This is a genomic window from Dactylosporangium sp. CA-139066 (assembly GCF_050936175.1).
In the GTDB taxonomy this organism is placed as follows: domain Bacteria; phylum Actinomycetota; class Actinomycetes; order Mycobacteriales; family Micromonosporaceae; genus Dactylosporangium.
Genome location: NZ_JBNJNH010000001.1, coordinates 6,071,758 through 6,097,188, shown reverse-complemented (window position 1 = coordinate 6,097,188; position 25,431 = coordinate 6,071,758). Strand labels below are relative to the sequence as shown.

The 25,431-nt window shown below is 74.0% G+C and carries 23 protein-coding genes and 1 pseudogene; 12 read left to right on the top strand and 12 right to left on the bottom strand.

Going from position 1 to position 25,431, the window contains the following annotated elements; translation table 11 throughout:
- The first annotated feature begins 10 nt into the window (after window positions 1-10).
- Complete coding sequence (locus tag ACQEVU_RS27975) at window positions 11-562, top strand: hypothetical protein (protein ID WP_433328584.1); 552 nt, start codon at window positions 11-13, stop codon at window positions 560-562.
- Between the two features lie 10 nt (window positions 563-572).
- Here the strand turns inward: ACQEVU_RS27975 and ACQEVU_RS27970 are convergent, their stop codons facing one another.
- On the bottom strand, window positions 573-2,474 hold the full coding sequence (locus ACQEVU_RS27970) for an amylo-alpha-1,6-glucosidase (RefSeq protein ID WP_433328582.1): 1,902 nt from the start codon (window positions 2,472-2,474) through the stop codon (window positions 573-575).
- A complete protein-coding gene (locus ACQEVU_RS27965; RefSeq protein WP_433328580.1) occupies window positions 2,471-5,098 on the bottom strand; it encodes an MGH1-like glycoside hydrolase domain-containing protein in 2,628 nt (875 codons plus the stop codon). The genes ACQEVU_RS27970 and ACQEVU_RS27965 overlap by 4 nt, the downstream gene beginning before the upstream one ends.
- A 62-nt stretch (window positions 5,099-5,160) precedes the next feature.
- On the opposite strand from ACQEVU_RS27965, the gene ACQEVU_RS27960 reads away from it, so the two are divergent.
- The gene (locus tag ACQEVU_RS27960; protein WP_433328578.1) at window positions 5,161-5,931 is read left to right on the top strand and encodes a permease prefix domain 1-containing protein; all 771 of its coding nucleotides are present in this window, start codon (window positions 5,161-5,163) and stop codon (window positions 5,929-5,931) included.
- Window positions 5,932-5,945: 14 nt separating this feature from the next.
- Window positions 5,946-6,545: a GNAT family N-acetyltransferase gene (locus tag ACQEVU_RS27955; RefSeq protein ID WP_433328576.1), complete on the top strand. Its 600-nt coding sequence runs from the start codon at window positions 5,946-5,948 to the stop codon at window positions 6,543-6,545.
- Window positions 6,546-6,700: 155 nt separating this feature from the next.
- Here ACQEVU_RS27955 and ACQEVU_RS27950 read toward each other — a convergent pair whose 3' ends face one another.
- A complete protein-coding gene (locus ACQEVU_RS27950; RefSeq protein WP_433328574.1) occupies window positions 6,701-7,447 on the bottom strand; it encodes a hypothetical protein in 747 nt (248 codons plus the stop codon).
- 330 nt (window positions 7,448-7,777) lie between these two features.
- Here ACQEVU_RS27950 and ACQEVU_RS27945 point away from each other — a divergent pair.
- Together ACQEVU_RS27945 and ACQEVU_RS27940 are read left to right on the top strand one after the other, a co-directional pair.
- A pseudogene (locus ACQEVU_RS27945) lies at window positions 7,778-8,218 on the top strand (family 20 glycosylhydrolase); the annotation flags it as partial.
- Window positions 8,219-8,282: 64 nt separating this feature from the next.
- A complete protein-coding gene (locus tag ACQEVU_RS27940; RefSeq protein WP_433328572.1) occupies window positions 8,283-9,590 on the top strand; it encodes a M20/M25/M40 family metallo-hydrolase in 1,308 nt (435 codons plus the stop codon).
- Window positions 9,591-9,625: 35 nt separating this feature from the next.
- On the opposite strand, the gene ACQEVU_RS27935 is transcribed toward ACQEVU_RS27940, so the two are convergent.
- Both ACQEVU_RS27935 and ACQEVU_RS27930 read right to left on the bottom strand, forming a co-directional pair.
- Entirely contained in the window at window positions 9,626-10,210 is a 585-nt protein-coding gene (locus tag ACQEVU_RS27935; protein WP_433328570.1) for a hypothetical protein, read from the bottom strand.
- A 4-nt stretch (window positions 10,211-10,214) separates the two neighbouring features.
- Window positions 10,215-10,655, bottom strand: coding sequence for an Ada metal-binding domain-containing protein (locus tag ACQEVU_RS27930; RefSeq protein ID WP_433328568.1), 441 nt, complete (start codon window positions 10,653-10,655; stop codon window positions 10,215-10,217).
- A gap of 293 nt (window positions 10,656-10,948) precedes the next feature.
- Here ACQEVU_RS27930 and ACQEVU_RS27925 point away from each other — a divergent pair, with 293 nt between their 5' ends.
- On the top strand, window positions 10,949-11,722 hold the full coding sequence (locus ACQEVU_RS27925) for an SDR family NAD(P)-dependent oxidoreductase (RefSeq protein WP_433328566.1): 774 nt from the start codon (window positions 10,949-10,951) through the stop codon (window positions 11,720-11,722).
- A gap of 3 nt (window positions 11,723-11,725) precedes the next feature.
- Here the strand turns inward: ACQEVU_RS27925 and ACQEVU_RS27920 are convergent, their stop codons facing one another.
- A complete protein-coding gene (locus ACQEVU_RS27920) occupies window positions 11,726-12,241 on the bottom strand; it encodes an AMIN-like domain-containing (lipo)protein (RefSeq protein ID WP_433328564.1) in 516 nt (171 codons plus the stop codon).
- A gap of 90 nt (window positions 12,242-12,331) precedes the next feature.
- The gene (gene lexA / locus ACQEVU_RS27915; RefSeq protein ID WP_433328562.1) at window positions 12,332-12,934 is read right to left on the bottom strand and encodes a transcriptional repressor LexA; all 603 of its coding nucleotides are present in this window, start codon (window positions 12,932-12,934) and stop codon (window positions 12,332-12,334) included.
- 115 nt (window positions 12,935-13,049) lie between these two features.
- Here lexA and ACQEVU_RS27910 point away from each other — a divergent pair, with 115 nt between their 5' ends.
- Window positions 13,050-14,114, top strand: a complete 1,065-nt coding sequence (locus ACQEVU_RS27910) for a hypothetical protein (protein ID WP_433328560.1) — start codon at window positions 13,050-13,052, stop codon at window positions 14,112-14,114.
- Window positions 14,115-14,120: 6 nt separating this feature from the next.
- Here the strand turns inward: ACQEVU_RS27910 and ACQEVU_RS27905 are convergent, their stop codons facing one another.
- Entirely contained in the window at window positions 14,121-14,432 is a 312-nt protein-coding gene (locus ACQEVU_RS27905; protein ID WP_433328558.1) for a hypothetical protein, read from the bottom strand.
- Between the two features lie 32 nt (window positions 14,433-14,464).
- On the opposite strand from ACQEVU_RS27905, the gene ACQEVU_RS27900 reads away from it, so the two are divergent.
- Window positions 14,465-14,935, top strand: coding sequence for a GNAT family N-acetyltransferase (locus tag ACQEVU_RS27900; RefSeq protein ID WP_433328556.1), 471 nt, complete (start codon window positions 14,465-14,467; stop codon window positions 14,933-14,935).
- Between the two features lie 10 nt (window positions 14,936-14,945).
- On the opposite strand, the gene ACQEVU_RS27895 is transcribed toward ACQEVU_RS27900, so the two are convergent.
- Window positions 14,946-16,541, bottom strand: a complete 1,596-nt coding sequence (locus tag ACQEVU_RS27895; RefSeq protein WP_433328554.1) for an aminotransferase class I/II-fold pyridoxal phosphate-dependent enzyme — start codon at window positions 16,539-16,541, stop codon at window positions 14,946-14,948.
- An 82-nt stretch (window positions 16,542-16,623) separates the two neighbouring features.
- On the opposite strand from ACQEVU_RS27895, the gene ACQEVU_RS27890 reads away from it, so the two are divergent.
- Window positions 16,624-17,160, top strand: coding sequence for a CGNR zinc finger domain-containing protein (locus ACQEVU_RS27890; RefSeq protein WP_433328552.1), 537 nt, complete (start codon window positions 16,624-16,626; stop codon window positions 17,158-17,160).
- On the opposite strand, the gene ACQEVU_RS27885 is transcribed toward ACQEVU_RS27890, so the two are convergent.
- Entirely contained in the window at window positions 17,147-17,830 is a 684-nt protein-coding gene (locus ACQEVU_RS27885) for a hypothetical protein (RefSeq protein WP_433328550.1), read from the bottom strand. The two genes, ACQEVU_RS27890 and ACQEVU_RS27885, sit on opposite strands and share 14 nt — an antisense overlap.
- Before the next feature lie 71 nt (window positions 17,831-17,901).
- Between ACQEVU_RS27885 and asnB the strand changes: the two genes are divergently transcribed.
- From asnB to ACQEVU_RS27870, 3 genes are all read left to right on the top strand, one after another.
- Window positions 17,902-19,698, top strand: coding sequence for an asparagine synthase (glutamine-hydrolyzing) (asnB, locus tag ACQEVU_RS27880; RefSeq protein WP_433328548.1), 1,797 nt, complete (start codon window positions 17,902-17,904; stop codon window positions 19,696-19,698).
- 308 nt (window positions 19,699-20,006) lie between these two features.
- Entirely contained in the window at window positions 20,007-20,816 is an 810-nt protein-coding gene (locus ACQEVU_RS27875; RefSeq protein WP_433328546.1) for a HEAT repeat domain-containing protein, read from the top strand.
- A 1,012-nt stretch (window positions 20,817-21,828) separates the two neighbouring features.
- Complete coding sequence (locus ACQEVU_RS27870; RefSeq protein WP_433335112.1) at window positions 21,829-22,113, top strand: MerR family transcriptional regulator; 285 nt, start codon at window positions 21,829-21,831, stop codon at window positions 22,111-22,113.
- A 193-nt stretch (window positions 22,114-22,306) separates the two neighbouring features.
- Here ACQEVU_RS27870 and ACQEVU_RS27865 read toward each other — a convergent pair whose 3' ends face one another.
- On the bottom strand, window positions 22,307-23,284 hold the full coding sequence (locus ACQEVU_RS27865; protein ID WP_433328544.1) for an AraC family transcriptional regulator: 978 nt from the start codon (window positions 23,282-23,284) through the stop codon (window positions 22,307-22,309).
- Window positions 23,285-23,320: 36 nt separating this feature from the next.
- The gene (locus tag ACQEVU_RS27860; RefSeq protein WP_433328542.1) at window positions 23,321-25,321 is read right to left on the bottom strand and encodes a CocE/NonD family hydrolase; all 2,001 of its coding nucleotides are present in this window, start codon (window positions 25,319-25,321) and stop codon (window positions 23,321-23,323) included.
- Between the last annotated feature and the right edge of the window lie 110 nt (window positions 25,322-25,431).

Genomic DNA, 25,431 nt, shown 5'->3' with positions numbered 1-25,431 from the left:
ATCATCGATCATGAGCGGACTGACGGGCTGGGCTCGGGCCGGGGCGTACGCGGCGGTGGCACTGACCGCCATCGCGTGCGGCGACCTCGTCAACCACGACGACGAGCGCCCGCGGCGCAGCGTGCCGGTCGCGGCGCTGTACCTCGACGATGGCCACCCCACCGTCCTGCTCGCCCCGTGCGAGCACACCCGCGTGATCGAGGTGACCGTCGTCGACAACAGCGCGCACAAGATCTGGACCGCCGTCGACAGCGACCCGGCGGACCCGGCAACGACCGTCCGCGTCTTCGCCGTGCCGCCCGGCTGGACGCTGGAGAAGCACAGCGCGGCCGACTTCACCGAGCTCACGCCCGGCCACGACTATCGGTTGTTCACGTCGCTGTACTCGTTGCTGGAGAGCTCGACCCGGGACTCGGCGCCCAACTTCACCTTCACCCCGGCCGACCTGACGGCCCTGAAACCGGACCAGGTCTGGACGGTGGCCGGCGAATCGTCCCCACCGCAGGCGACGCCACGCACCGAGTTCCAGCGGGCGGCGTCAGCCGCCTGCGGGACCCCATAGGCGGAAACGCTCAGCGCAGGGCCTTGCGGGCGCGGATCACCTCCGCGACCGACCAGGCCTGGAACGGGCAGCCGGTGGCGGCGTGCGGGGCGTCGCCGTCCAGGGTTTCCGACACCGAGCCCAGGCCCCACTCCGCCAGGTGCAGCTCGAGGCCGTCGAGCAGGCCGGTGGTGTCGGCGCCGACCCGCACGCAGGCGTCGGTGAACGGGCCGATCAGCCACGGCCACACCGTGCCCTGGTGGTAGGCGCGGTCGCGGTGGGCCGGGTCGCCGCGGTGCGACCCCTGGTAGCCGGGCTCGCCGGGGGCCAGGGTGCGCAGCCCGACCGAGGTCAGCAGGGAAGCCCGGCAGGCCTCGACCGGGCCCGGGTCGGTGATCGGGCCGAACGGCAGGGAGACGGCCAGGAGCTGGTTCGGGCGTACCGCCGCATCGTCCCCGCCCGGACCGTCCACCACGTCGAAGAGGCCGGCGGCGTCCGGGCGCACGAAGCGGCGCCGGAAGGAGGCGGTGGCGCGATCGGCGGCGGCCGCCCAGTCGTTGCGCCGCCGGATGCGGTCGAACAACGCGGCCGCCGTGGCGAGGCCGTTGATCCACAGGGCGTTGAGCTCGACGGCCTTGCCGTGCCGCTCGGTGACGGGCTGGCCGCCGACGCGCGCGTCCATCCAGGTCAGCGCGAAGCCGGGCTTGCCCTGGGTGAGCAGGCCGTCGGCCGGGTCGGCGGCGATGCCGTACCGGGTGCCGTCGCGGTGGTGGGTCAGGATCTCGTCCATCGGGCCGGCCAGCGCCGCCACGGTGTCGAGGTCGCCCGTCGCCTCGGCGTAGCGGCCGATCGCGTGCAGGAACCACAGGGCCGCGTCCGCCGTGTTGTACTCCAGGGTGCCCGTGTCCGCCGTGTTGGCGAGCATGCCCTCGGACACCGTCGTGCCCGCCCGCAGCAGCACCGCGCGGCCCTCGTCCGGGCGGCCGGTGGCCAGGAACAGGCCCTCGAACGACGTCATGAGGTCGCGGGACCACTCGCCGAACCACGGGTACCCGGCCACCGCCGACGGGCCGGTCGGGGTTTCGACGACGAACTGGTCGGCGGCGACCGCCAGCAGCCGGCCGGCGGGGTCGGCGGCGCCGGCGCCGGCCAGGCGGGCGAGGCGGCGGGCCCGCTTGCGCGCCGCCACGACCAGAGCCTTCGCCGAGGGCAGCGGGCCGTCCAAGGGCGCCGCGTCCGCGACCACCTCGGCGGTGCCGCCCGGGGCCAGCTCGGCGACGAACCGGCCGGCCGCCCACAGGTCCTCGGTCGGGTTCAGGCCCCGGGCCGCCTCCTCGCGGGCGTACACGCCGCGGTACCAGTCGCCGCCGGGCTGCCAGTCCGGGCCGGCCACGCGGTAGGCGCCCTCGAACTCGAAGCCGCCGGCGACCGGGGTCACCGCCGGCTCGCCGAACGCGGTGCGCTCGCCGTGGGCGTCCCGCCACGTGCACATCGGGGTCAGCTCGAGCGTCACCGGGCGCGGCGCGTGCAGCAGGGTGAAGACCACGCCGGCGGCGGCGCGGCCGTGCGCCATGGCGATCTCCCGCTGCAGCACGACGTCGCCGAGGTCCCAGCGCCAGTACGGCACGCCGCCGTCGATCCCGAACTGCGCCAGGTGCACGTGGCCGGCCGGGTCGACGGTGCCGCCGGCCCACTCGTTGGTGGCCAGGCGCACCACCCGCTCGCCGATGCGCACCACCGGGTCGAGCGCGGCCAGGCCGAGCCGGCGCGCGGCGCCGCCGGGCTCGGCGACCACGAGCAGGCCGTGGTACCGCCGGGTGCGCAGGTCGGCGACGGTGCCCATCGCGTAGCCGCCGAGGCCGTCGGTGACGAGCCACTCGCGGGCCGCGGCGGCGTCGAGGTCGCCGCAGACCTGCCGTCCGAATGCGGTCAACGCCGGTCCTCCCGTCGCATGCCCGTGGGCCGGGCGATCATCTCGGCCAGCAGGCCGGTCCAGCCGGTCTGGTGCATCGCACCCAGGCCGGCGCCGTTGTCGGCGTGGAAGTACTCGTAGAACAGCAGGTTGTCCCGCCAGTTCGGGTCGTGCTGGAACCGGTCGGCCCAGCCGAAGGCCGGGCGGCGGCCGTCCGCTCCCCGGCGGTACAGCGACAGCATCCGCTGCCGCAGGTCCTCGGCGATCTCACCGGCGTTGTGCATCTCGCCGGACCCGGTCGGGTACTCCATCTTCACGCCGTCGCCGAGGTTGGCGTCGTAGTCCTCGAGGGTGCGCAGCACGAGGTAGTTCAGCGGCACCCACAGCGGCCCGCGCCAGTTCGAGTTGCCGCCGAACATGCCGGTGGTCGACTCGGCCGGCTCGTAGCCGACGGTCGCCGTCCAGTCCGGCAGCTGCACGGTGAACGGGTGCTCGGCGTGCCACCGCGACAGGGCGCGCAGCCCGTACGGCGACAGGAAGCTGTTCTCGTCGAACAGGTGCGGCAGGATCCGCCGGACCCGGCCGTGGGCGGCGACCCCGACGCCGACGTACCGCTGGCCGCCGGTCGCGCTGATGGTCTGGTGCTCGGGCACGTCCGCGAAGCTCTTGCACAGCCGCCGTACGCGCTGGAAGTCCTCCTCGCGCAGCGCCTTCGTCGCGAACAGCGGAATGACGCCGACCATCGAGCGCACCCGCAGCGGCACGCCGGTGCCGTCCGGCGTGCGCAGCATGTCGTAGTAGAAGCCGTCCTGCTCGTCCCACAGGTCCCGGGCCCCCATCGCCTCGGAGATCTGCGCGAAGTGCTCGAGGAACTTGATGACGAGGTCGTCCAGCGCCGGGTTCTGCTGGGCCAGCTCCCGCGCCATCTCCAGCAGGTTCAGGCAGTAGAACGCCATCCACGCCGTCGCGTCGGACTGCTCGAGGCTGTAGCCGGGCGGCAGGTGGGAGCGGTCGATCGGCCCGATGTTGTCCAGCCCGAGGAACCCGCCCTCGAAGAGGTTGTTGCCGTCGGCGTCCTCGCGGTTGACCCACCACGTGAAGTTCAGCACCAGCTTCGAGAACACCCGGGTCAGGAACGCCTTGTCGCGGCGGCCGTCGATCTCGTACACCTGCAGCGCCGCCCACGCCTGCACCGGCGGGTTGAGGTCCTCGAACGCCCACTCGTAGGCCGGTATCGCCCCGTTGGGGTGCTGGAACCATTCCCGGCACAGCAGGATCAGCTGGTACTTCGCGAACGCCGGGTCGAGGTGGGCGAGCGCGACGGCGTGGAAGGCGGAGTCCCAGGCGGCGAACCAGGGGTACTCCCACGGATCGGGCATCGACATGATGTCGGCGGCGTCGAGGTGCCGCCAGCCGGCGTTGCGCCCGGACTGCCGCCCCGGCGGCGGGGCCGGCTGGCCCGGGTCGCCGCGCAGCCACCGGTCGACGTCGTAGTGGTAGAACTGCTTGCCCCAGATCATGCCGGCGAAGCCCTGCCGCATGATCATGGCGTCCTCGGCGCTCGTGCCCTCGGGGGCGAGGTCGGCGTAGAACGCGTCGGCCTCCGCCTTGCGGTCGCGCAGCACCTGCTCGAACCCGGGCCCGAACGCCTTCTTGCGGTGCTCCGGCGCGAGGCGCAGCGACAGCTCGACGGTCTCGCCGGCGCCGACGGTCAGCCGGTACCAGAACGCCGCCTTCGTCCCCTCCCGCGCGGGGTTGACGGTCGGTGCGCCGTGCACGACGTGGTCGTTGATCCCGTCCTTGGGGTAGGGGCTGGCGGACGGGGACCCGAAGAGCCGTTCGGCGTTGGTGTCGTTGTCGCAGTACACCTGCTGCGGAAGCAACCCGTCCGGCCCGGGCGCGGCCTGCAGCATCAGCGGCCCGAGCCCGTCGTGCTCCACCCCGATGGCGTCCGGCCCGGCGGGGGCGAGCCGCGGCTTCGCGCTGCCCGGTTCCCAGGACCAGGTGTTGCGGTACCACATCGTGGGCAGCACCTGCAGCGCCGCCGCCTCGGGTCCGGCGTTGGTGATGCGCAGCCGCACCTGTACGTCGTGCGGGTCGGCCTTGGCGTAGTCGGCCTCGACGATCCAGTACCGGTCGTCGTCGAACACGCCGGTGTCGAGCAGCTCGTACTCCGGCTCCTCGCGGCCCCGCCGGCGGTTCTCGGCGAGCAGCTGCTCGTAGGGGAACGCGCGCTGGGGGTAGTGGTAGCGCCAGCGCATCCACGCGTGGCTCGGCACGGCGTCGAGGTACCACCAGTACTCCTTGGCGTCCTCGCCGTGGTTGCCCTCGTTGCCGGTCAGCCCGAAGATGCGCTCCTTGAGGATGGGATCCTGCCCGTTCCACAGGGCCAGGGCGAAGCACAGCCGCTGCGAGGCGTCGCAGATGCCGCCGAGCCCGTCCTCGCTCCATCGGTAGGCCCGGGAACGCGCGTGGTCGTGGGGGAACGCCTCCCACGCCGTGCCCCCGCCGCTGTAGTCCTCGCGGACCGTGCCCCAGGCCCGCTCGCTGAGGTAAGGGCCCCACAGGTACCAGGGGCTGGCCTCGGCGAGCCCATCCTCCGGGGGGCCGAAACCGGCCGCCCGCTCCCGCTCCGGATTGGTCATATCGCCCATGATGTTGACGGCGCCGCCCGGCGCCGTCACCCGAGGCGCGTGAGGAGGCAACGATGGCATGGGGCCCCGATGCGTTCGACAACATCGACGGGGTGGACCTCCTCGGCAGTGTGCAGGACGCCGGCCGCGACGGTGCGTACGAGGTGATCGCGGGGGCGCTGGCGGCGGCCGCCGGCACCGGCGCGCGCGGCCGCCGGATGCTCGCCGAGGCCGAGGACCATCTCCGCTCGGCGGCCGACGACGGCGTGTCCCGCGGGCTGGACCCGGTGGCGGCCCAGCGCGAGGCGGTCGACCGGTTCGGCCCGCCGCCGGCCCCCGCGCCGCCGCGGATCGTGCCGCTCGTCCTCGCCGGGCTGGGCCTGGCCGGGCTCGCGTACGGCCTGGCCGCGTTCCTCGGCCGCGCCGTGGCCTACGGGTTCGACGCCGTCGTCCGGGCGGGCGACGGGTTCGGCGTCGCCGACCTCGCCGACGTGTGCGCGTCGCCGATCGTCCAGCCGACGGTCACGTGCACCGACCCGCCGAGCGGCACCCTGCTGGACAACCTGGTCGAGCCGCTGGCCAACCCGTATGCGGCGGCGCTGGCCCTGCTCCTCGGCGTCGTCCTGGTCCTGCCGCTGCGCCGGCCGCACCCGCGGGCCGCCACGCTGGTGTGGTACGCCGCTTCGGCCGTCGGCGCGGCCCTGCTGCTCATCACCGTCATCGAGTCGCTCGCCGGCCCCTGGTCGCACGTGGCCCGGGACGGCGGTGCGGCACTTGCCGCCCTGGCCGTCGCGGGCGTCGCCCAGGCCAGCAGAAAACTGCCTCGAACCGACGCGGCATGGTGATTAACCTGGCGGCCATGACGGGACACGAGGTGCGGTACCGGCCGGAGCAGGAACGCGATCACGCGGCGGTGCGGGAGCTTCACGCTCGCGCGTTCGGCTATCCGGACCGGGTGCCGGACCTAGTCGACGCGCTGCGGGCCGCACCGGCGCCGCTGGCGCCGGTGTCGCTGGTGGCCACCGTCGACGACACCGACGGGGATCGGGTCGTCGGGCATGTGATGCTGAGCGGATGCCGGCTGGATGCGCTGGAGCGTCTGGTGGCCGTGTACTCGCTGTCGCCGCTGGGCGTCCTGCCGGAGTTTCAGCGCTCCGGGATCGGTACTGCGCTGATCGGTCACGCGCTGTCCGCCGCCGAGGCCCAGGGCGTGCCGCTGGTGTTCCTGGAGGGCGCGCCCGACTATCACGGTCCGCGCGGCTTCGACGACGCCGAGCGGCTGGGCTTCCGCCCGCCTTCGCTGCGAAACGTACCGGGCGCGTTCCAGGTGGTCCGGCTGCCGGCGTACGAGGACTGGATGCACGGCACGTTCGTGTACTCCGACGTGTTCTGGGCCCACGACTGCGTCGGCCTGCGCGGCGAACAGCTGCGTGCGGCCCAGCAAGCCGGGGACCGGTGACCCGGCGGCCCAAGATTGCCGGTGCTGCATTTCTGAAGCTGCTCGCGCCGAACGCGCGCAAGGAGGTCGGCACCTGGTTCACTCCGCGGACTACAGGTCGGTGCTGCCGAGCCACATGCCTTTGTCGCCCGGTACCGCCGTGCCGGCGTCGCGGCTCAGTCGAACTCGCGGGACACGACGTGCACGCGGCCCGCGGCGTGGTCGGCGCGGATGGTGTCCAGCGCCAGGCCGTCGAGCTCGGCCGCCTGATCCGCCTCGTGCGGCTCGAGCACCCGCAGCGCGAGCCCCGGCGACTCGGGGCCCAACGGAACATCCTCGGCCAGCACCGCCTCCAGCAGCGCCTGCGCGGCGGACCGCCCCTGCTCGTCGACCGCCATCTGCACCATCAGGTGCTCGTTGCCGGACTCGATCCAGCGAGCGTGCGCGATCCACACGGTCCGCACCGACGGGTACGCCAGGATCCGCGCCGCGAACGCACCTCGCAGCGCCAGGGCGACCGGGTGCGTCGACCACGTCAGCCGCAGCGTCTGGTTGCCCTGGGTGCGGACGCCCCGCTCGCGCAGGGTCGCGGCGACGAGGGCCAATGGGACCTTCGCCCACTGCTCGGCGGCGAAGACGGCGAGCGTCCCGACGCCCGTGTGCTTGGAGATGTCGAGCAGGCGCAGCGCGTCGCAGAGCACGGCCCCGGCCGCGCCGGGCAGCCACCGCTCGCGGGAAGCCTCGCTGGTATAGCCGGGCAGCACCGGACCGGTGTCCTCGTCATTGATGAAGACGACCGAGCCCTGCTCGTCGAACGGCACGTAGACGCCGCCGTCGACGAGCGCGGCGAGCAGTGCGTCGGCCTCGTCTGCGGGCCGGCCGCGCTCGAGGACGGCGGCGAGAGCGTCGTTGGGGCCGGTCACCGGCGGAGCGTAGCGCACCGGCGGCAGGTCACCTCGGGCCCCACCGCCGGCGGCGCCGGTGCAGACGGTCGGTCGCGGGCCACGGCCTAGCCAAGCATCACCGCGGCGGACCCGACGATGTGGCCCGGGGCGGCCCGGTTCCGCAGACGAGGCTCGTAGCGAATCGCTACTGTTGCCGCGTTCGCCAGCCGGGTTCCGCTGGGGAGCGGCTGATGGGTGCCTGGGGAGCCGGGCCGTTCGGGAACGACGGTGCGGGGGATCTCGTCGTCGAGGGCGCCGGCGGCGACCGGCGGCCGCGACCGTGGCCGGGGACTCCCGCTGCCCTCGACGGTGGCGCAGTACTGGGACACCACCGACGACAACCCGGCCGTCGCCGCCGCCGCGGCCCGTGGCACGGGGCTCGTGCTGTCGCCGGCCAACCTGGCGTACCTGGACATGAAGTACACCGACGCCACCCCGCTGGGCCAGGACTGGGCCGCCCTGATCGAGGTCAGGGACGCCTACGGCTGGGACCCGGGCAACTACCTGGCCGGCGCCCCCGCGTCGGCCGTGCGCGGCGTCGAGGCTCCACTGTGGACCGAGACGATCCGCACGTCGGCGGACATCGAGTACATGGCGTTCCCACGGCTGCCGGCCATCGCCGAGCTCGGCTGGTCCCCGGCCGCGACCCACGGCTGGGACGCGTTCCGCCGCCGGCTGGGTGCGCAGGGCCCGCGGTGGACCGCGGCCGGGATCAACTTCTACCGCTCGCCGCAGGTGCCCTGGCGCTGAGGCGCGAGTCGCCCGCGCCCACCTCAAAACCTTGGGATCGCGATCGGAATAGTAGGGTGGGGCGGTGACTTCGATCTCCGCCGCGGACGAGGTGGCCGGCCTCACCAGCGACCTCATCCGCATCGACACGACGAACACCGGCGACCCGGCGACCCTCGCCGGCGAGCGCGCCGCCGCCGAGTACGCCGCGGAGAAGCTGGCCGAGGCCGGCTACGAGACCGTGTACGTCGAGTCGGGCCCGGGCCGCGGCAACGTCATCGCCCGGCTGGCCGGCGCCGACCCCGGCCGCGGCGCGCTGCTCGTCCACGGCCACCTCGACGTGGTGCCGGCCGACCCGTCGGAGTGGAGCGTGCACCCGTTCTCCGGCGAGATCCGCGACGGGTACGTCTGGGGCCGCGGCGCGATCGACATGAAGCACATGGTCGCCATGAGCCTCGCCGTCGCCCGGCAGTTCAAGCGCGAGGGCACCGTGCCGCCGCGCGACATCGTGTTCGCCTTCCTCGCCGACGAGGAGGCGGGCGGGTTCCAGGGCGCCCGCTGGCTCGTCCAGCACCGCCCGGAGCTCTTCGACGGCGTCACCGAGGCGATCAGCGAGGTCGGCGGGTTCTCGCTGACGCTGCAGGACGGGGTGCGCGCCTACCTCGTCGAGACCGCGCAGAAGGGCATCATGTGGCTGCGGCTGAAGGTGCGCGGCACCGCCGGGCACGGCTCCATGGTGCACACCGACAACGCGGTGGCCAAGCTCGCCGCCGCGGTGGCCCGGCTCGACGCGCACCGGTTCCCCGTCGTGCTCACCGGCGCCGTGCGCGAGTTCCTCGAGGGCGTCGCCGAGCTGACCGGGGTGCCGTTCGACCCCGACGACCCGGAGGCGGCGGTCGCCCGGCTCGGCTCGGTCGGCCGGCTCATCGGCGCCACCCTGCGCGACACCGCCAACGTGACGATGTTCAACGCCGGGTACAAGACCAACGTGGTGCCGTCGCTGGCCGAGGCGACCGTGGACGGGCGGATGCTGCCCGGGCGCGAGGAGGCGTTCGAGCGGACCCTGGCCGAGGTGCTCGGGCCGGACGTCGAGCTCAACTGGGACAAGCTGCCGCCGGTCGAGACGACCTTCGACGGGCGGCTGGTCGACGCGATGACGGCGGCCGTCTGCGCCGAGGATCCCGGCGCGCGGCTGCTGCCGTACATGCTGTCCGCGGGTACCGACGCCAAGTCCTTCCAACTGCTCGGCATCCGCAACTTCGGCTTCGCGCCGCTGCGCCTGCCGCCGGAGCTCGACTTCACGTCGCTGTTCCACGGCGTGGACGAGCGCGTGCCGGTCGACGGCCTTGAGTTCGGCACCCGGGTGCTGACCCGCTTCCTGCTCGGCAGCTGACCGGGGCGCCCCGTCCGCGGCCCGCCGGAGGGCACCTACGAGCGCCCGCGCGGGGTCCGGTTCGCCGCCGGGAAGTAGCGGTGTTCGTGCGCGCCGGACCGGCGCAGGTCGGCGCTCGTCGCCGGGCGCCGGGGCCGGGCGGGGGTGCGGCCCGGATCGTCGAGGCGGGCCTCCAGGCGGGCGACCGCCGCCATGACGTCGTCCCGGTTGCGCGCCGACTTCATCCACGCCGGCAGCGTCTCGATCATCGACATCGAGCAGCTCCCGTTGGGGCCGCGCTCGCGCAGGTCCGCCGCCACGTACTGCGCCAGCAGGGCCAGGTGCTCGCGGTTGTACGCCCACAGCACGTGCCCGCGCACCGCCGCCGTCAGCCACAGCGGCTGCTGGAAGAACGGGTCGGCGGCCGCGCCCCACCACGAGGATCCGCTCCGCGGCGACCAGGTCGCCGTGTGCCCGCACGCGGAACACACCAGCCGCCGCGGCCGGGTCGTCGGCGGCCGCTCGTCGCCCGGCTCTCCGATCGAGCGGGCGCGGGCGGCGCAGCGCGGGCACACCACGTCGATCGGGTGCGAGGCCAAGGCATACAGCGAGTACGCCGACGTCGGGTCACGGAAACGCACGGGGTCAGGCCATGTCGACGAGGCCGCGGGTGCGGACCGTGTGTGCGGGAGCGGCGACGGCGCGGGCCGCGGCCGCGAGCGCCGGTGGGAGGTCCGGCGCGGCGGCGGCGAGGGCCTCCTGGTCGGGGGTCATGCCGAGGTGCCCGCGGAAGAGCCGGCGCAGGTGGCGGCCCGACAGCCCCAGCTGCTGGCCGAGCTCGTCCTCCGTGCCGGCGTCGAGAACACCGTCGATGATGAGGCGGACCGCGCGGCAGACCAGCTCCGGCTCGCGCCACGGCGGGGAGCCGGCCAGGCGGTACGGGCGGCAGCGCAGGCAGGCGCGGAAGCCGGCGGCCTCCGCGGCGGCGGCCGAGTCGAAGGTGCGCACGTTGTCGGCGCGGGGGCGGGCGCCGCAGCCGGGCCGGCAGTAGATGCCGGTCGTGACGACGGCCGAGTACAGCGTCATGGGGGCCACGCTAGGCCGGTCGGGTCCGGCGGACCAGCCACATCCGGACACGGGGCGGCGGCCTGCCCGGATCCGATCAGCCAGCGCCGAGTGCGTCGTGCCCGTGCTCACCCTCGGGGCCACCCGCCGGTTCCTCATCAAGCCGCGCGACGGCGGCCGCAGCCGGGCGCTGCCGGCGCGACCGGCGCCACAGCGTGCCGAAGCAGGCGGCGCCGTCCGGGCCGCGGTGAGCGTCAGCTGCTCCAGCCGCGTCCAGGCCGTGCGCGACCGAGTCAGGTGGCACGATTGGTCCAATGCGGATCGACTTGAGCGGGCGCACCGCGCTCGTGACCGGCTCCACCCGCGGGATCGGGGCGGCCATCGCCGCCGGGCTGGCCGAGGCGGGCGCCCGCGTCGGCGTCAACGGGCGCTCCGGCGACACGGTCGAAGCGGCGCTGCGGCACGAGAACCAGGTCGCGGTGCCGGGGGACGTCGCCACCGACGAGGGGACGCAGCGGGTCCTCGAGGCGCTGCCCGAGGTGGACATCCTCGTGAACAACCTCGGGATCTTCGGGACCAAGGCGCCCCTGGACATCACCGACGAGGAGTGGCGGCGGTACTTCGAGACCAACGTCCTGGCCGCCGTGCGGCTCACCCGGGCCTACCTGCCGGGGATGATGGCGCGCGAATGGGGGCGGGTGCAGTACATCGCCAGCGACTCCGCCGTCGTGATCCCGGCCGAGATGATCCACTACGGGGTCTCGAAGACGGCGCTGCTCGGCGTCGCCCGCGGGTTCGCCAAGGCGGCCGCGGGGACCGGCGTCACCGTCAACTCGGTGATCGCCGGGCCCACCCACACCGGCGGGGTCGAGGACTTCGTGTACGAGCTCGTCGACCGCGAGCTGCCGTGGGACGAGGCGCAGCGGGAGTTCATGCGGCGGTACCGCCCGCAGTCGCTCCTGCAGCGCCTCATCGAACCCGAGGAGATCGCGAACATGGTGGTGTACCTCAGCTCGCCGTTCGCCTCGGCCACGACCGGCGGTGCCGTGCGCGTCGACGGCGGCTACGTCGACGCGATCCTGCCGTAGGGCTCAGCCGCAGCCGGGGGCGCCCTGCTGGGCGACGTCGACGGCGATGCGGTCCGGGTCGTGCAGGACGAGGACGCGGAAGCCGCCGTGGACGTTGAGGCCCAGGCCGAAGCCCGCCCGGCCCTCGAAGTATCCGCCGGCGCGGATCTGGCGCAGGGCCGGCAGCTGCGGGTCGTAGACGCGGTTGAGGTCAAGGGCCGGGGTGTCCATGCCGTCGAACGTCACCACCAGGGTGGAGGCGCCGGCGACCGGGACGGCGTCGCCGCGGCCCTGTGAGATCAGGGTGCCGTAGGCGACGCGGTAGCCGGGGGTGCCGCCGGTGAAGTCGAAGACAGCCCGGTCGTAGCCGTCGTGGCGGCCGGTGCGCACGCCGGTCAGGACCGGGCGGCCGGTGCCGGACGCGCTGCCGGCGATCGGGGCGGTGCCCGCCGGGGCGGGCAGGTCGGCGGCGTTGGCGGTGGCCGGGAGGGCCAGCAGCAGCGCGGCGCAGGCCGCCGCGGCGAGCAGGGAACGACGCATCGGGGTGCTCCTTTCGGAAAGAGGTGCACCAATGACGCGCGTCCCTGCCGGCCGGTTTACGTCGGCCACCCGACAGGGCGTCCGGCGTCGTCACATGCGGCGCAGGACGCAGACCACCTTGCCGAGGATCTCCGCGTCGTCGCCCGGGATGACCTGGTAGTGCGGGTTGCGCGGGACGAGCTCGACGTGGCCGTCGCGCTGCCGGTAGGCCTTCACCGTCGCCTCGCCGTCGAGCATCGCGGCCACGATGTCGCCGTTCTCGGCGACCTTCTGCTGGCGCACCACGACGATGTCGCCGTCGCAGATCGCCGCCTCGATCATCGAGTCACCCTTGACGTGCAGGGCGAAGAGCGTGCCGTGCCCGACCAGCGTGGTCGGCAGCGTCAGCTCGTCGTCGGGCACCTGCTCGGCCAGGATCGGCCCACCGGCGGCGATCGTGCCGACGAGCGGCACGGCCACGCCCGGGTCGGCGCCGACGGTCTCGTAGGGCCCGCGGATGTCGACCGCGCGCGGCCCGTGGGCGTCGCGGCGCAGCAGCCCCTGCTTCTCCATCGCCTTGAGGTGATGGGCCACCGAGGACGGTGAGCCGAGCCCGATCGCGGCGCCGATCTCGCGCACGGTCGGCGGGTAGCCGCGCCGCTCGATCGACTCGCGGATGACCGCCAGGATGCTCTGCTGCCGCGGACTCGTCATGGGAGCACGATACCGTAAGGGTTCGATCAGGTGTACGAATCAACCGGAGAAATGATCCGGTGGTGGGACATTCGGCCACGTCCGTTGCCACGCGTTGCCCCGTATGCTGACCGCCATGCTCGACCGGCCGCGGTCGCGGGACCACTACCCTGAACGCCTCGACCTGATCCGCCGGCTCATCGCCGAAGCCGACGACGACAAGCTCGCCGCGGAGCTGGCGGACCTCGCCGCCGCCAACGACGACGTCTGGCGCGAAGACGGCGCCCTGGTCTGCCAGGCGCTCGACGAGCTGCCGGCGGCCCGCCGCCAGGCGCTCATCCTGCGCCTCGCCGACCCGGCGGTGGGCTCGCTGCTCGTCGGGCTCGCCGCGGGCATCGGCCCGGACGCCCTGTCATGGGGCGCGGCCCGGCTTCTGGCCGACGCCGTCGCGCAGCGGGAGGCCGTCGATCCCGGCGTCCTCGGCGCGGTGGCCGAGGTGACCCGGCGCGAGACGGGCGAGGTGCCGGCGGCGCTGGTGGCCGTCATGCGGCGCACCACGCACCGGTACACCAAGCACTGGCCCGTGGAGGACTGGCCCCGGCTGCGGCCGTGGCTGGAGCCGTTCGCGGGCGTCCTGAGCCCCGGCGAGGCGTGGGCGGAGGCGGCCAACGCCGAGGCGCCGTCGCCCGAACTGCTCGCCCACGCCTTGGCGGCCTCGGGCGCGCGCCCGGCCCCGCGCTGGGCCCGGCGCGGCGCCGAGCTGGTCGCGGGGCTCGGCGGCGAGCCGGTCCGGGCGCGGATCCGGTCCTGGTGCGCGCTGGTGCCGCGACCGCGCACCATCCCGCTGCGCGACGGCGGCGCCGGCCTGGCCGACCCGAACCAGGTCCCCGACCCGTACAACGCCCGGGCGCTGCGCGGGCTGGTGTACCTGCTGTCGGTCTCCCCGCACCACCCCGACGACGTCCCCGCGGTCGGCCGGCTCGCCCAGCACGCCGCCGAGAAGGTCCCCGGCCACGGCCCGCGCAGCCAGATGGTCGCCCTCGCCTGCGTCTACGCCCTGGAGCGGTTCACGACGCTGCCGGCGCTGCGGGAGCTGGCCCGGCTGCGCTCGGTCGGCCAGCCGACCGGCATCGCCGCCGCCCTGACCGGCGCGATCGCCCGCCGGTCGGTCGCCCTGAACGTCGACCCCGGCCGCCTGTAGGCGCGCTCAGGAGCGTTGGACCCGCAGCGGGCGCTCGCGCGCCTCGAGGGCGGCCAGCTCGGTCATGCGGGCGCGGTACTCGGCCGGGTCGAGCGACCCGTTGAACAGCGCGTCGGTGGCGCGCCGCTCGGTACGGGCCAGGTGGTCGCCGGCGTCGGCCGGCTCGGGCAGCGGGCCGAAGCGGGCGGCGAGCCAGCGCGCGGCCCGCGGCTCGTAGGCGCCGCGCACCCGGTGGCGGCGGATCATCCGCGCGTGCGCGCCGATCAGCGCCGCGTAGGCCAGCGCGACGATCACGGCAACGACGAGCGGGGCGGGCACCGGCCCAGTGTCCCACGGGTACGCTCGGCGTCATGGGCGCGTCCCTGGTGTACCGCGGCGGAATCCACGACCTCGAGGGGCTGCTGCCGCTCGTGCGCGAGTTCTGCGCGGCCGACCGGCACGAGTTCGACGCCGACCGGGTCACCCGCGCGCTGCGGCCGCTGCTGGCCTCCGACGAGCACGGGCAGGTGTGGCTGCTCGGCTCCGGCGAGGGCGCGGCGCCGGGCGGATACGCGGTGCTGACGTGGGGCTGGAGCCTCGAGTCCGGCGGCCGGGAGGCGCTGCTCGACGAGATCTACGTGCGCGAGCGCGGCGGCGGCCACGGCGCCGCCCTGCTCGGGCGGGTGCTCGAGGCGGCGGCCGCGGCCGGCGCGGCGGCGATGTTCCTGGAGACCGAGGCGCACAACGAGCGGGTCCGCGGCTTCTACGCCCGGCACGGGTTCGCCGCCGAGGCCTCGATCTGGATGAGCCGGCCGCTCGGCGGCGACCGAACCGCGGGGTAACCGTACAGTGTCACGTGCGGGCGCGCCCGGGCCCCGGCACCGGCCCGGGCGCCCCGTCCGCGATCGCCGGCGCGAGGCGCTGGAGGATCTCGGCCAGCACGGCGGGGCCGGTGGCGAAGTTGAGCCGGACGAAGCCGCTGGTGTCGACGTCGGTACCCGCTGAGAACTCCGCCCCCTCGCTCAGGCGCACGCGCGCGTCGCGTTCGAGCCGCTCGGCCGGGCGCGGGCCGGCCACGCCGCCGAGCCAGGCCAGGTAGGTGCCCTCCGGCGGCGTGTGCGCGATCGGCCGGGCCGCCGCCCAGCGCGCGACCGTGTCGCGGTTGGCGGTCAGGGTCGCCCGCAGGCCGTCGAGCCAGGCGTCGCTGTCCCGCCAGGCGGCCGCGGTGGCGAGGCGGGACAGCGTGCTCGGCGTACCGAAGAAGTCCAGCGGCAGCGCGTCCAGCGCGGCGCGCAGGGCGGGCGGGCCGACATGGGCGACCGCGCAGCGCAGGCCGGCGAGGTTGAAGGCCTTCGTGGCCGAGGTGGCCGTCACGGTACGCCGGGCGGCCGCCTCGCCCAGCGCGGCGAACGGCAGGTGGCGGTGCGGCGCGTACACGAGGTCGGCGTGGATCTCGTCGGCCAGCACGGTCAGGTCGTGGCGCTGCGCGAGGTCCAGCAGCGCCTCGAGCTCGTCGCGGCGGAACACGCGCCCGGTCGGGTTCTGCGGGTTGACGAGCACCATCAGCCGCACGCCCCGCAGGTCGGCGCCGTCGCGCAGCGGCACGATGCGCCGCCCGGCCCGCGCGATGCTGGCCAGGAACGGGGGATAGGCCGGCACGTGGATCGCCACCCCGTCGCCGGGCCGGGTGGTGTGCTCGACGACGACCTGCAGGATCTGCAGCACATCGGTGAAGACGCGGGTCTGCCCGCCGCCGGGCGTCCAGCCGTGCCGGCGCGCCATCCACGCCTCGAACGCGGCCACGACCGGGTCGCCGGCGGGCCAGTGCGGGTAGCCGAAGTCCTCCCGCTCCACGCTGTCCAGCAGCGCGTGGCGGATCGCCGGGGCGACGCCGAGGTCCATGTCGGCGACCCACGCGCCGATCGTGTCCGGGGCGAGCGCGCCCCACTTCACGCCGGTGCCGGCGCGCAGCCGCCCGGTGTCCACGGCCCGCTGCGGGCGCAGCAGGTCGCGCAGGATCTCCATCTGCCCGTGGTGCTGGCTGAGCTCCTCGTAGACGTGCAGCAGCGCCGCGCCCTGGGTCGCGATGCCGGCCGGCCCGAGGAAGTCCGGGTCGGGCGGCATCCGCAGCGGCCCGGCGAAGTCGGCCCCGCGGGCGTCGTCGGCCAGCCGCCCGCGGGCCAGCGCGACCCGCTCGAGCAGCGCCGCGACGGGCCCGGAGCTGGTGAACTCGGCGTCGCGGTCGCGCTGGACGGCGCGCCCGGCCACGAGCCCGCCGGCCCAGTACTCGACCACGCCGAGGCAGTGCGTCAGCAGCGCGTACGGCGAGCTGGCGCCCTGCACCGGCGGCCGCGTGTTGGCCAGCTCGTCACCGAGCCCGCCCACGATCCCGGCCATGCCGGACAGCGCCCGCCCGGTCGCGTCCAGGTACTCCTCGACGGTGATCATCGCGCACTCCTCCCGCGTCACCGGCTTGACCGGTGACGCGGACACCTTGCGCTCTCGCCGCGTCACCTGTCAAGGTGGTGACGTGACGTTCGTGTTCGTCAGCGGCGACCTGTCGCTGGACTTCGCCGGGACGCTGAAGTGGCGCCGCAGTGAGCGCCCGGAGGAGCTGCTGTCCACATCGGACGACGCGGCCCGCTGGGCGGTCGCCGCCGGCCTGCTGTCGCGCCCGCCGCGGGTGAGCGCCGAGGAGTTCGGCGAGCTGCTGGCGCTGCGCGAGGCGGTGTACCGCATGCTGCACCCAGACCCGGGCGGCCCGCGCCGCGCCGCGGACGTCCGGTTGCTCAACGCCGCCGCGGCGCGGCCCGGGCCGACCCTGGCGCTGAGCGGCGCCGGGGTGCGCCGCACGGGCGATGCGGCCGCCGTCGCCTCGGCGGTCGCGGCGGCGGCGATCGGCCTGCTGGAGGCGGCCCCGCCGATCCGCGAGTGCGCCGGCGAGGCCTGCACGCGGCTGTTCGTCGACCGCTCCCGCTCCGGCAACCGCCAGTGGTGCGGCATGCAGGAGTGCGGCAACCGCGTGAAGGCCGCCGCCTACCGCGCCCGTCGCGTCAGCAGCCCGTGATCTTCTCGTGGCAGCGCTGCGCCGCGCCCGCGGCGAGGCTGCCGGCCAGGCCGGCCGGGTCGGTGCCGATCGTGGTGTCGTTGAGCCAGATGACGACGTCGCCGCGGCGCACCGCGACGATGTCCGCGACCACGTCGATGCCGATGTCGGTCGAGCCGGTCATGCGCAGCCCGGCCGCGTCGTCGCCGAGCCCGGCCGGCGGCTGGGTCGCGGCGAGCGAGAACTTCACGGAGACGCCGGCGAGCTGCTGGTCGAAGGCCTTGCAGGAGTCCACGGTGCCGCGCAGCCGCGTCATGGCCTCGACGGCCTGCCCGGCCGGGAACTTGACGATGGCGTGGGTAAGGTACGGGCCCATGACGCCCTTGGCGTAGGTCACCGCCGCCGACGTCGTCTCGTCGGTCGTCATCGGCTCCAGCGCCGGGCACCCCGGGAAGCTGCCGCCGCCGATGCTCACCTTGCCGTTGTGGCTGCTCGCGACGGCGACCGGGGTGAACCCGGCCGGCGCGTCGATGAGCCCGCCGCGCAGGTCGTCACCACCCGCCAGCGCCCGGGCCGCGACCTGGACATGCTTGATGCGGGCGACCGGGTCGGCCTCGGCAGGGGCCGAGCATCCGGTCAGCGTCACCGCCATGAGCAGCAGCAGGGCCGCCGCGTTCCTGCGCGTCTTCATGGGCCCGACGCTACGGACGCCGCCGGCGCCGCGTGTCCGAAATTTCGGATTTTCCCCGGAAAATTCGATCTGTGCATGCTTCACTGGCCCGGTGCGGCATCGCCGGTTGGCTCGACTTCGACCGTGACCTGCGCGCGCACGGCCCGACCGTGCGCGCCATGACGGCCGTCCTCGCCCTGCGCGGCCCCGGCGGCGAGGGCGTCTGGCTCGACGAGCACATCGCCCTCGGCCACCGCCGCCTCCCGGTCCTCGACCCGGCCGGCGGCGCCCAGCCGATGCTGGCGAAGGACGGCGAGCGCGTGCTGGCCGCGCTGGCGTACGGCGGGGAGACCTACAACCACCGCGACCTGGCCCTGCCGGCGCAGACCCGCAGCGACACCGAGGCGGTGCTGCGCGCGTACCTGCGGTGGGGCGAGGACTTCGCGCAGCGCCTCGAGGGTATGTACGCCATCGCGCTGTGGGACGCCCGCCGCGAGTGCCTGCTGCTGGTCCGCGACCGGCTGGGCGTCAAGCCGCTGTACTACCTGCCCGCCGGGTCCGGCGCCCTGTTCGCCTCGGAGCCCAAGGCGATCGCCGCGCACCCGCTGGGCCGCCTGAGCGTGGACCTCGACGGCCTGCGGGAGCTGCTGGCGTCGGTGCGCACCCCGGGCCATGCGGTGTACCGCGGCCTGCGCGAGGTCCGCCCCGGCGAGATCGTCCGCATCGACCGCACCGGCGTCCACGCCCGCCGCTACTGGCGGCCGGCCCCGGCCGAGCACCGCGACGACTGGCCGGCGACCGTCCACACGGTACGGTCGCTGCTGTCCCGGGCGGTCACCGGCCAGCTGCACGCCGACGTCCCGCTGTGCGCGCTGCTGTCCGGAGGCCTGGACTCCTCGGCCGTGGCGGCGCTGGCCGTCGCGGCCCGCCCCGACCTGCGCACCGTGTCCCTCGACGACCCGGACGACGCCCCGCACGCCCGCGCCGCCGCCGCGTTCCTGCGCACCCGCCACGAGCAGGTCACGGTGGACGCCGCGCAGCTGGCGGATGTGGTACATCGTGCGGCCGCGCTGACGGCGCTGGAGCTCCCGACGGGACTGGGGGAGTTCCACGTCTCGCTGTACCTGCTGTTCCGCTCGGTCGCCGAGCGCGCCACGGTCGCGTTGACGGGCGAGGGCGCGGACGAGCTCTTCGGCGGCTACCCGTGGTGCCACGACCCGCGCGCGGCGGGCACCTTCCCGTGGCTGGCCGGGCCGTACGCGGCCCGCGCCGACCCGTCCGGCCCGTCGACGGACGTGCTGTCCCCGGAGCTGTCGGCGGCGCTGGAGCTGCCCGAGTACCGTGACGATGCCTATGCCTCGGCACTGTCCGAAGTGGACCACGTGCCGTCGGAGGGCCCGGCGCAACGCCGGATGCGGGCGTCCCGGTACCTGCATCTGACGCGCCTGCTGCCGATCCTGCTGGACCGCATGGACCGGATGAGCATGGCGTGCGGCATCGAGGCGAGGGTCCCGTTCTGCGATCACCGGCTGGTCGAGTACGCGTACAACGTCCCCTGGTCCATGCACACCTACGACGGCCGCGAGAAGAGCCTGCTGCGCGCCGCGGTGAGCGAGGACCTCCCCGCCGACGTCCTGCGGCGCCGCAAACGCCCCTACCCGGTCGCGTCGGATCCGGCGTACGAGCTGGCGCTGCGCTCGCAGCTGCTGCACGTCCTGGAGGACTCGACCAGCCCCGTCCGGCCCCTGCTGGACACCGCCAAGGCCTGGCACCTGATCGTCGCCCCGATCGCCCAACCGGGCCTGGACGCCGGCCGCCGGGCCGTGGAGCTGCTGCTCAGCCTCGACCGCTGGCTCCGCACGGTCCCGCTTGTGTCGCTGCCGTTCTGATGTCGATGAGGGCCTGCAGACGGCTGTGGCGCTGGGATGCGCGACGAACGGCAGGCCCCGGCCGGCATTCGGGCCGGCGTAGTCGAATCGGGAGCTGTCGCCGGGCAGGGCGACCTCGCCGGCAGGGCGAAGCGGCAGCGCGACAGTGTGCGCGATGACCGAAGACCAGCATAGACGCTGCTGCGCGTCGGCCCGCCGCAGTCCGATGTCCGGAAGCTACGCCGTATGATCTCGGTCGTGACCGCCACGACGACGGCATTTCCTGAGGAAGTGGCGCGGCGACTTGCCGGCCGGGTTCAGGGACTGCGATGAATCCGGACCTCGCCGACCTTCGCAGGGGCGACCTCGACACCCGGGAGGAGCACCTCTACCGGTTGCTCGACCGGGCCCGCGACCACGGCGATCCGTCGGCGATCGCGGCGCTGCAGGCGATGGTCCGCGACTACCCCGGCTACCATCGGTCGCTCTACACCCGGGCCATGAACCAGGCGGCCCTGTTCGCGGACCCCGACCTGCGCGAGCCGCTGCTCGAGGCGCTGGCCGACACGCGGTACAACTGCCAAGCTTGGGCGGCGATGGGCTGCGCCGCGATGAACGTCCGCGAGGCCGTGCCGCAGCTGGTCGAACTCCTTGGCCATCCACAGTGGATCGTCGTGGACGAGGCGATCAAGGCGCTCGGTGTGCTCGGCGACGCCTCCGTCGTCCCGGCGCTGCGCCCGCTGCTGCGCGACGACGCCGAGTGGGTGCGCCAGCGTGCCGCCGACGCGCTCGCGAAGATCGGCGGCGCCGAGGCACTGGAGGCGCTGTGGGACGAGTTCGAGCACCGTCGGTTCCCGCGGATCGGCTACATCGCCAGCGGCCTGGCCCTCTTCACCCCGGACGTCATCCCGCGGCTGGTCGAGGCGGCCGCGGACCGGGACCCGAACCGTCGCTACTGGGCCGCAGTCGCCCTCGGCTCGACCGGCGACGAGCGGGTCGTGGCGACGCTGGAGCGTCTGCAGGCCGAGGATCGCGGCGCGACGGTCTTCGATGGCGAGGTCCGCGTCGCGGCGAAGAAGGCCCTGCGCACCGTGCGGCGCATCCAGGCTGCCATCGCCGCGCGCGGTCAGGCATCGTGACGGCAACCGTCGATTACCGGGCCGAACGCGCGTCTCGGCCTGAGTGAACGCGCCCGGTCGCCAGGGAGCCCGTCCCCCGTGCGGCCGCATTGTGGCTGGTAGACGGCTCCGGCCCGCGACGGGCCGCGCGGTCCGGTGACCGTACTCGTCTGGCGCGGTTTTCCCGCCCGACCGTGCAAGCGTCCAGTGACGCACAGCTGTCGATGGAAAAGCTGGTGTGCCGGCCTTGGCGCGAAACCTGATGTCGGACCATACGCCGGCGGCCCCGACTATCCGCAGGCCGGTGCAGCACGGCGACCGACGACCGACCCGCGCGATCGTCGATCATGTGGGCGCGTTGACGGATCGAGCGCAGTGCCGAACCGTTGTTGTTGCGGCGCGTGCTCAAGCGGGTCATCCCGGCGAGGCGTCTGGCCGGCCACGGCGTATTTCAGCCCCTCCGGGGGACTCTGCTGGGTCACCAGAAAATCTATGCTGGAGACACTAGACATACTCCCCATGACCGGCTAGTGTTTCTGGAGTCGAGAACAGGGATCACGAGAGACGCTGACGATCCGCCCCAACAGTCGGGCGTCGAGCTGAGCCGGCAATTCGCGGTTCGCTCGGGTTGCAGGTGGGTGAGCCAGAGCTTGTGTTGGTGGCATCGCCCGTAGGTAGTTCCACCCGCCGGTGGGTCCGTGAAGTTGTGTGGACCCTCAGATGCCGGCGGAGTTCGGTACAGGCAACACAAGGCAAGGTGAACAGAAGCAGAGGAAAGGGAGGGCCGTACACCGTTGGATCGCCCGCACCGGCCGCAGTTCGGCTGGGCGGACACCGTAGCTTCCATCGAACGAGAGGTGGTCTCCGGTCACGCTTATGCGATCCTCGCACCCGGCGCTGTCTGTGGCGTTCGGGGCGGATACGACAAGCCGACGTACGTGTCGGTAGATGGTGTTAGACCCATAACCCTTGGGCCCCGGCGCTATCGCGCCGGGGCCCTCGACACGGAGGTACTGTGGCCCAACCCGATGACATGTTCGGCGACGAAGACTACCCCGCCTACACCATGGGGCGTGCCGCGGAGATCGTCGGCACCTCGCAGGACTTCCTGCGCCGCCTCGACGAGCTGAAACTCATTTCCCCGCAACGCTCCGCCGGCGGACACCGCCGTTACTCCCGCTATCAGCTGCGCCTCGCCGCCCGCGCCCGGGAGATGGTCGATCAGGGCACCGCCGTCGAGGCCGCGTGCCGGATCATCATCCTCGAAGACCAACTCGAGGAAGCACTGCGCATCAACGCCGAACGTCACCCCGCCTGAGGTACCCCGCTCGACATCTGGACCGCGTCCGGGCGTACCTACGGCGCGGACCGGGTGCACCGATAGCTGCGCCGCGACGGGATCCGGGTCGGCCGCAAGCGGGTGAAGCCGCTCGCCGACACCGCGCCGTTCGTCAGGGCGGATGGACGGGTCGATCCAGGGCAGGTGCTCCAGGTCAGACACCGGCCGGCGGTCAGGCGGAGGCGCGCAGCGTGTCCGAGGGGGATTCGCCGTAGCGGGCGCGGTAATACTGGGCGAACCGGCCGAGGTGGGCGAAGCCCCAGCGGTGCGCGATGTCGGCAACGGTCGCGGTTGCCGGCGTGGTGGCCAGTAGGTCGGCCCGCACCCGGCTGAGACGGGCGCCGCGCAGGTACTGCATCGGTGAGGCGTGGACGTACTGCCGGAAGCCGTCCTGCAGGGCGCGTGCACCGACTCCGACGTCGCGGGCGAGTGAAGCGGCGGTGTGGTTGCGCTCCGGCCGATCCTCCAGCATCCGTACGGCGGCGCGGACATGCCACGGCGTGGACATCGGCAGTTCGTCCCGCAGCAGCGCCGAGTAGCTGTGCGGCTGGGACAGCAGCAGTGCGCGCAGCAGGAGCCGCTCGGCGTGTGTCGCCACCCTGGGGTGTTCGAGCAGTCCGCTGCCGGCGTTGAGCTCCTGCGTGAACGACGTGGCGATCGCGAACCAGGACCGCACGCGCTCGCTGGCGAGGTCCATCATCGGCTCGAACCGTAGCGGCTGCTTGATCGGGCCCTCGATGAGCGACTCCAGTTCGTCCTCCAGGGCGCGCCGTTCGATGCGGAAGGCCAGCGTCGCGCAGTCGTGGCTCCACATCATGGCCACCCGGCCGGATGCGGAGGTGACCGACGCCTGGCCGGTGGTGCAGACGAGCTCGGCGTCGGTGACCCGCATGTGCAGACTGCCGGACACCGGCATCTGAATCCACACCGAGGTCGTGTGGTCGTACGAGGAGCGGACTTCGCAGCCGTACGCCAGATACAGCGCGACGATGTGCGGCAGCCGCACGGCGTGCAAGCGCGCGTTGAGCCGCAGGTCTTCGGTGTTGCCCTCGAGCCGGTGCGCCGGCAGCTCGCGGGCGAATTGCCCGTTCACCTCGTCGTTGTCGGTGGAGCAGACGACGACGTGCCGGTCCAGTGGTAGGTCGGGCATCGGCTTCGAGCGTGCCACGACGGTGGACACTCATGGTTACCCTGCCGTTACGTTTGGCGTACGTATCCGGCTCTCCTCGCGGGTGAGCTCGGCCGTCCATGTCTCCTCGAAGACGGTGAACGCGCCGATCCGCACCACGCCGTGAGCATGCAGCGTGTCCTGCGTGGACCGCACCGAGGCGCTGGCCCGGACCCGCTCGCCGGTCGTCAGCCAGACCTCCGCCGTGTGGGTGCCGCTCGTCACGACCGCCTGCGGGCAGGCGCCCGGCAGCTGTGCCCGCAGCGCGCTGGTGAGGCGGTAGACGTGCCCGTCCGGGCTGACCGTATGTGGCACCTCGCCCGCGACGGTCACCGTCGTGGCCCCGCCGACATGGTCCCGCTCGACCAACCAGCCGGGCGGCGTGGCGGCACCCGGCCGGGCCGGTGTGTCCGTCGTCCGGGCCGGCAGGTCCACCGCGGTGCCGGCGTGCTCGCCGGCGACCGGGAGCACCAGCCGCAGCCCGGCGACCCGGATGACACCGCCGCCGGACAGCGGCGTGAGCCGTGGGAAGTCGGCGTCGCCGAGCGCGATCCGCAGCCGGGTGCCGGCCGGCACCCGGTGGTGGACCGGCCGCAGCAGGATCCGGTGCTCCCCGGCGGCGTGGTCCGGCCGCAGGGTGCCGGCGCTGATCAGCGTCGAGCGGCCGCTCGGCTCCACGCCGCACAGCCGCACCACGAGGCGGGCCGGTGTCACGACCCGGCCGTCCTCGTCCGGTGCGATGCGGACGAAGACCTCCGGCCGCCCGGCGAGCAGCAGGTCGGCAATGGCCGGCTCGCCGGTGGCGCACAGCGAGCGCAGGTCGTCGTCGTGCTGGTCCTGCGGCGGGCAGGTCTCACCCAGGCCCAGTCCCGCAAGGCCGCGCAGCGTGCCAACACTGGGATCCGGCACGTGCGTCCCCGGCTGCCGGCGGGGGAGGTCGGGCGTCGCCGGGGTCAGCGTGCCGCCGTCGGCGGCGAGGACGACGCGGCGGCCGGGCGGAGGCCATTCGGCGTATCCGCGCCACTGCGGCACCGGGCCGTCGAGGTGCAGGGCGACCGGCGGCGACGTTGCGGCGTCGTTCGGCACACCGCGCAGCCAGTGGTCCCACCACTGCGCCATGAGCGCGAGGAAGTCGACGGGGTGGTGGGCCGAGTCCTGCGGCATCACGTGCCCCCACGGGCCCATCACGAGCCGTTTCGGTCCGCGGATGCGCTCGTAGGCGTCGATGACCGCGTGGGTGAAGCCGTCGCGCCACCCGCCGGCGCAGAGCACCGGGACCACGATGCGACTGCCGTCGATCGCTCGTTCCGCCCAGATCGGGTCGTCGGCGCCGGCCCGGGCGTAGTCCAGGACCATCGGCCGCTGGGTGCGCAGCCGCGCCCGCCAGCGGCGCTGCGCGCCGGGATCCGCGTAGCCGGCCAGCGGCGGCAGGAGTTGCTGCAGCAGCATCGCGCTGCCGCGGTTGGCCAGGGCGTGCAGGTCGCCGCGGGAGCCGTCGGGGTGGATGCTGTCGCGGCCCGCGTCGAGGCCGTGTGCGACGGCGACGGCTGCCCGCAGGTGCGGCGGGCGCAGGCTGGCCACGCGCAGCGTCGTGTTCGCCGCGTACGACATGCCCCAGGCGCCGACCGCGCCCGTGCACCAGGGCTGGGCCGCGATCCAGTCGATGGCCGCGATGGCGTCGTCGCCCTCGTCGCGGTCGAACTCGGGGCGCCGCTGCCCGTCGGAGGCGCCGATGCCGCGGTGGTCGACGACGAGGCTGGCATATCCGTGCTCGGCGAACCACCGTGCCGGGCCGGCGTAGGTGCCGCCGGCGAGGAAGTCCTTGCGGTACGGCTGCACGGTGACCAGGCCCGGCACCGGTTGCCCGGTCACCGGGCGGTAGAGATCCGCCGAGAGCGTCACGGCGGGATCGGCGGTGGGGAGCCGGACGTCACGGTAGACCCGCGTGCGGAAGCCGGCACCGGTGCCGGCCGGCTCGTCGGGCGAGCCGTGCTGATCCGGGGACACGTCCAGGGACACATCGACCTCCATGACGTCGTGGGCCGGAATTCCACGATACCGTTGCGAAGTGCTTCGCATGAAGGGCTTGACATTGCTTTGGTGGTCGTTGTTACCTGGGCATTGCGTCG

Bases quoted from the DNA above. Each gene is read 5' to 3' on its own strand.
- ACQEVU_RS27920 (WP_433328564.1), bottom strand. From the start codon at position 12,241: ATGCGTCGTTCCCTGCTCGCCGCGGCGGCCTGCGCCGCGCTGCTGCTG.
- ACQEVU_RS27955 (WP_433328576.1), top strand. From the start codon at position 5,946: ATGACGGGACACGAGGTGCGGTACCGGCCGGAGCAGGAACGCGATCAC.
- ACQEVU_RS27895 (WP_433328554.1), bottom strand. From the start codon at position 16,541: ATGATCACCGTCGAGGAGTACCTGGACGCGACCGGGCGGGCGCTGTCC.
- ACQEVU_RS27870 (WP_433335112.1), top strand. From the start codon at position 21,829: ATGTTCGGCGACGAAGACTACCCCGCCTACACCATGGGGCGTGCCGCG.
- ACQEVU_RS27900 (WP_433328556.1), top strand. From the start codon at position 14,465: ATGGGCGCGTCCCTGGTGTACCGCGGCGGAATCCACGACCTCGAGGGG.
- ACQEVU_RS27960 (WP_433328578.1), top strand. From the start codon at position 5,161: ATGGCATGGGGCCCCGATGCGTTCGACAACATCGACGGGGTGGACCTC.
- ACQEVU_RS27910 (WP_433328560.1), top strand. From the start codon at position 13,050: ATGCTCGACCGGCCGCGGTCGCGGGACCACTACCCTGAACGCCTCGAC.
- ACQEVU_RS27930 (WP_433328568.1), bottom strand. From the start codon at position 10,655: ATGACGCTGTACTCGGCCGTCGTCACGACCGGCATCTACTGCCGGCCC.
- ACQEVU_RS27975 (WP_433328584.1), top strand. From the start codon at position 11: ATGAGCGGACTGACGGGCTGGGCTCGGGCCGGGGCGTACGCGGCGGTG.
- ACQEVU_RS27965 (WP_433328580.1), bottom strand. From the start codon at position 5,098: ATGACCAATCCGGAGCGGGAGCGGGCGGCCGGTTTCGGCCCCCCGGAG.
- ACQEVU_RS27875 (WP_433328546.1), top strand. From the start codon at position 20,007: ATGAATCCGGACCTCGCCGACCTTCGCAGGGGCGACCTCGACACCCGG.
- ACQEVU_RS27865 (WP_433328544.1), bottom strand. From the start codon at position 23,284: ATGCCCGACCTACCACTGGACCGGCACGTCGTCGTCTGCTCCACCGAC.
- lexA (WP_433328562.1), bottom strand. From the start codon at position 12,934: ATGACGAGTCCGCGGCAGCAGAGCATCCTGGCGGTCATCCGCGAGTCG.
- ACQEVU_RS27925 (WP_433328566.1), top strand. From the start codon at position 10,949: ATGCGGATCGACTTGAGCGGGCGCACCGCGCTCGTGACCGGCTCCACC.
- ACQEVU_RS27885 (WP_433328550.1), bottom strand. From the start codon at position 17,830: ATGAAGACGCGCAGGAACGCGGCGGCCCTGCTGCTGCTCATGGCGGTG.